This is a genomic window from Pseudomonas sp. (genome assembly GCF_026224925.1).
In the GTDB taxonomy this organism is placed as follows: Bacteria; Pseudomonadota; Gammaproteobacteria; order Pseudomonadales; family Pseudomonadaceae; genus Aquipseudomonas.
The window spans coordinates 1-4,277 of sequence record NZ_JAMFRV010000455.1 but is presented as its reverse complement, the minus strand read 5'-3'; the positions used below and the strand labels follow the sequence as shown (position 1 = coordinate 4,277).

The 4,277-nt window shown below is 57.8% G+C and carries 5 protein-coding genes; all 5 read right to left on the bottom strand.

Annotated features, from left to right (window positions below; translation table 11 throughout):
• Positions 1–741: tricarballylate utilization 4Fe-4S protein TcuB (gene tcuB / locus M0974_RS19670; RefSeq protein ID WP_297840491.1), on the bottom strand; the 741-nt coding region annotated here is incomplete at its 3' end.
• Positions 728–2,182, bottom strand: a complete 1,455-nt coding sequence (gene tcuA, locus M0974_RS19665; RefSeq protein WP_297840488.1) for an FAD-dependent tricarballylate dehydrogenase TcuA — start codon at positions 2,180–2,182, stop codon at positions 728–730. The genes tcuB and tcuA, both read right to left, overlap by 14 nt.
• A 173-nt stretch (positions 2,183–2,355) precedes the next feature.
• Positions 2,356–3,291, bottom strand: a complete 936-nt coding sequence (locus M0974_RS19660) for a LysR substrate-binding domain-containing protein (RefSeq protein WP_297840484.1) — start codon at positions 3,289–3,291, stop codon at positions 2,356–2,358.
• Between the two features lie 67 nt (positions 3,292–3,358).
• Positions 3,359–3,877 carry a VOC family protein gene (locus M0974_RS19655; RefSeq protein WP_297840481.1) on the bottom strand — a complete coding sequence of 173 codons (519 nt, stop codon included), beginning with the start codon at positions 3,875–3,877 and terminating at the stop codon, positions 3,359–3,361.
• 66 nt (positions 3,878–3,943) lie between these two features.
• Positions 3,944–4,277 (bottom strand): winged helix DNA-binding protein (locus tag M0974_RS19650; RefSeq protein ID WP_297840478.1); only part of this gene is annotated, 334 nt, incomplete at its 5' end.

Here is a 4,277-nt window from a genome sequence, read left to right as displayed (position 1 = left end):
GGCGGCGAAGCACAGCATGAAGCCGTAGAAGGTGAGATGGTGGAAGCGCCGACGCCACAACGTGAATTTATCATCGGCGTTGTTGCAGCCCTCACCATGCCCGCCGTCCAGGTATTTGAGTTGGGCGACGTTGGCCGTGGCCTCCAGTGCAGCGGATGTTTTTAGCTGCAAGGGTGCTGCAACCGGTGAGACGTTGCGCCAGAAGCGCCGCACGCCAATCGTCAACGCGAGTGTCGCAAAGCCGAAGACCGCGCCGAACATCAGCGCCAACGTGTTGTGCGGGAAGATCCCGTAGAAGTTGCCCCCTGGCATGATCGTGAAAAGATTGCCCATAACCATCAGCGTGAGACACAGGAACAATGCCAGTCCCGCACCAGAAGCCAGCGCCAAGGTCAGTCCGTTGCGCTGATACAACTTGCCCATCACCTGCGGCCATGCGTATTCGGCGTAGGTAGCGAGGCGAACTTTGGCCATGGCCTTGGGCACATTGACCGCGAATTCGTGTGGAGCGGCGTACTGACAGGCGTGCAGGCACGCGCCGCAGTTATGGCAAAGGTTCGCCAGGTAATGGATGTCAGCCTGTTCAAACTCCAGACGTCGGGTCATAGCAGGGAAGACCGCGCAGAAGCCTTCGCAATAGCGGCAGGAATTGCAAATGCTCATCTGCCGCTGGACTTCGGTTTCGTCGAGATTCAATACCGGGATTAACCCGCTCTGAGCCTTGGGATCAAACAGTTGCATGTTGAGACTCCGTGTTCAAAGAAGCAGTCCCAAACCCCACCGAAGCAGCGGCCTGTACCCCGGCAATGCGTCCAAACGCAGTACCGATAGCCATGCCTATACCAGCGGTATATCCCTTGCCAAGCACATTGCCAGCCATCATTTCTCCGGCTACAAACAGGTTGGGGCTCGCCTTGCCGTTGAAGTGCACGGCAGCAGTGTCGTCGGTGGCGAGGCCGAGGTAGGTGAAAGTGACACCCGGTTTAAGCGGGTAGGCGTAGAAAGGTGGCTTCACCAACGGCCGCGCCCAATGGGTTTTGGCGGGTATCAGCCCTTCGGTATGGCAATCGTCCAAAGAGGTGTGGTCGAAAGTGCCGACCCGGCAGGCGTTGTTGTAGTCCTCGACGGTCTTGACGAATTGTTCTTGAGGCAGCTTCAACTGGTGGGCGAGGTCTTGCAGGGTATTGGCGGTGGTTCCGGGAAAGACCGGTGGCATGAAGCGACCGATGGCTTGTTGATCGATGATCGAATACGCCTGCTGACCTGGTTGTCCGGCTACCAGACGCCCCCAGATTGCATAACGCTTTGGCCAGAAATCTTCGCCTTCGTCGTAGAAGCGTTCGCCGTCACGATTGACCACCACACCCAGCGATACACAGTCGATACGGGTGCAGATACCACCGTCGTACAGTGGCGCGCGGGCATCAATCGCTACCATGTGCGCTTGCGTCGGATCGCCGATCACATCAGCGCCAAGATCGAGCATTCGCCGTAGCAAAATGCCGGTATTGAATCGTGTACCACGGATCAGGAAATTGTCGGACGGCCATTCACCGCGCTCGTTCTGACCCCATGCCTCGCGCAGCCATTCACGGTTGGATTCGAAGCCACCTGATGCCAGAACGCATGCCCGGGCTTCAATACGCTCTGCGGCTACGTGCTGACCATCGACGTCATGTTCGCCAATGTGAGCTGCGACGAACTTGCCATCTTCCAGCTCAATATCGGTCACTTGGGTGTTGTAGCGGACTTTCACACCCAGACGTTCAGCGCTGCGGAAATACGCGTTCACCAACGCTTTCCCGCCGCCCATGAAAAAAGCATTGGTGCGCGCCACATGCAGCGCGCCGGACAGTGGCGGTTGGAAATGCACCCCGTGTGAACGCATCCAGTCGCGGCAAGAGGACGATGCACGAATGGCTATACGGGCAAGTTTTTCATTGGTGATGCCGCCCGTGACCTTCAGAAGGTCTTGCCAGTATTCTTCTTCCGGATAAGCGTCGATCAGCACGTCTTGCGGCTCGTCGTGCATGCAACGCAAGTTACGGGTGTGTTGCGAGTTACCACCGCGCCAGGCTTTTGGTGAGGCTTCCAGCAGCATTACGCTGGCGCCGCTCTCACGCGCCATCAGCGCGGCGCACAGGGCAGCATTGCCACCCCCTATGATTAAAACATCGAACATTATCGCTCCTCGATTCGCAAGGAGGCAGGAACGATGTGCTCCTTGCGAGTGAGGCGAAAGGTAGAGGAGGGCGCGAGGTGCCGAAAGGCTGCTTTTGACGCGGGGTGTTTAGTTTTTCTAAAGGGTTTGCCCTAACGCGACTCGTATCTGACCAAGATGGGTCGCAGCGGCTGTTACACGTCTACATCCTCAATCCACGTTGCTCCCGGCCACTGTTTGTCGACCACCAATTGTCGTGCTACATCGACAATGACCAAACGCGTTGCCAATGCTGCAGGAGACAGTTCGTCATCCGCTAGCGTCGCCAGAAGATTACGCCGGCCCACATGAGGGTCGGAAATTTTAACCAGTGAAAGTCCAGACTCGCCTTTCAACGCGGCTGCGGCCCCTGGTTGTATCGTCGCAGCATGAGCTGCACGGACGGCGTTCATCAGAACAGCGAGACCGTCCACCTCCATGATGATATTGGGTGTCAATCCTACCCGCTCAAACGCACTCATCAATGCCGTGCGCAAACCATGTTGCGAGCTGGGCATCACAAGCGGCAAGCCACCGAGGTCTGCTAGCTGCACGCTGTCGCCACAGGGCGCATTGGGCAGGCTGGGCGAGGCAATTACAAACAGCTTTTCATCAAGCAGGGGAGTCACGCTCCAGCGTTTACCGCCTTCGAGCTGGAACAGAATGGCCAGATCAATCTGCCGTGCGTTGAGCTGTGCGGCTAAGTGCCCGGAAAGCATTTCTACCAGATGAAGTTGTATATCCGGATAACGGGCACGCATTGCATTGATCAACGGCAGAGCGAGAACCGTCGCGGTGGTCGGTGGTAAGCCGACGCTGACGTAGCCACTCATACGCCCGCGATGGGCGGCCATGATGGCATTCTCCGCTTGGCGCAGTGTTAGCTGGGCATGGTGTAAAAATGCAAGTCCGGCGCTAGTAGGCGTTACGCCGGTGGTGGTGCGATTCAGCAGACGGGTGCACAACTCGTTTTCCAGCTTGGAGATTTGCTGACTCAGGGCTGACACACCCACTTCCAGTTCAAGTGCTGCACGCCCGAGACTGCCATGTTCGATGATCTTTACGAAATAGCGCAGTTGTCGTAATTCCAAGCGTTGCTGCTCCATATGAAGTTGTTGTTTGAATCATAGCGTGTGGGCGCCTTACATGGTGGGAGGTTCAGGCCGGTTCGCCGGCTGCGGAGCCGGTGGTCAGGGTGCCACCCCAACGATCTTTCACTGCGTCGAAGTCGAGCGGGCGTCGCCACAGATCCTCGTAGCTCCAGTCGACGTTGGGCACGCGCCACACGACCTCTAACGAAAGACCGTCGGGGTCTCGGCCGTATACCGAAAGGTGCATCGGCTGTTCGACACAGTCGATGAAGGCATTCGCTTCTTTCAGCCGTTGGCCCATGCTCTCCAGCTCCTCAATCGTGCCGACCTCGAAGGCGACGTGAAAAAGTCCTGGGACGGACGGCTGGCCCCGGCCGGGAAGCGGCAGCGTGGCATTCGCGATAATCCCGACGTCATGGTGATTGGTGGACTCGCCCGATGCCCGGAAGAAGCGCATCTCCTTCCAGTCGCCTTGTGCGGGCAGTATTGCGACTAGTTCTAGCCCAAGAACGTCGCGGTAAAACATAGTCGATGCCTCAAGATCGGACACGGAAAGGACGGCGTGATTGACGCGGCGAATGGACATGAAAAGTTCCTGGATATCTGTTGTCGGGGGAGCCTGACAGGCTCGGCTGTTGTTCGAAACGTAGGGTTAGTCCGAGCCCTCCGGAGTGGGTTCGCTCCAAAGTGCAATTCGCTGGATCAGCGCTCCGGCAGCGAGCAACTGCGCTTGTTCCTCCACGGAGAGGCACGCTTCCATCGTGTCAGATAGCCACTGATCCCGCCTCCCGCGCGCTTCACACGCGAGATTGAGGCCTGCCTGCGTGAGCGAGAGGCGAACCTTGCGCTTGTCGGCAGGGTCGCAAGTCCGCTGAATCAGATTGCGCCGATCCAGCTCGCCAAGAATCTGAGCGAGGTTGGATGATTGAAGCCCTAATTCGGTCGCGATCTGGGTCGGTGTCCCAGTGCCTTTAGCACGCTGGATC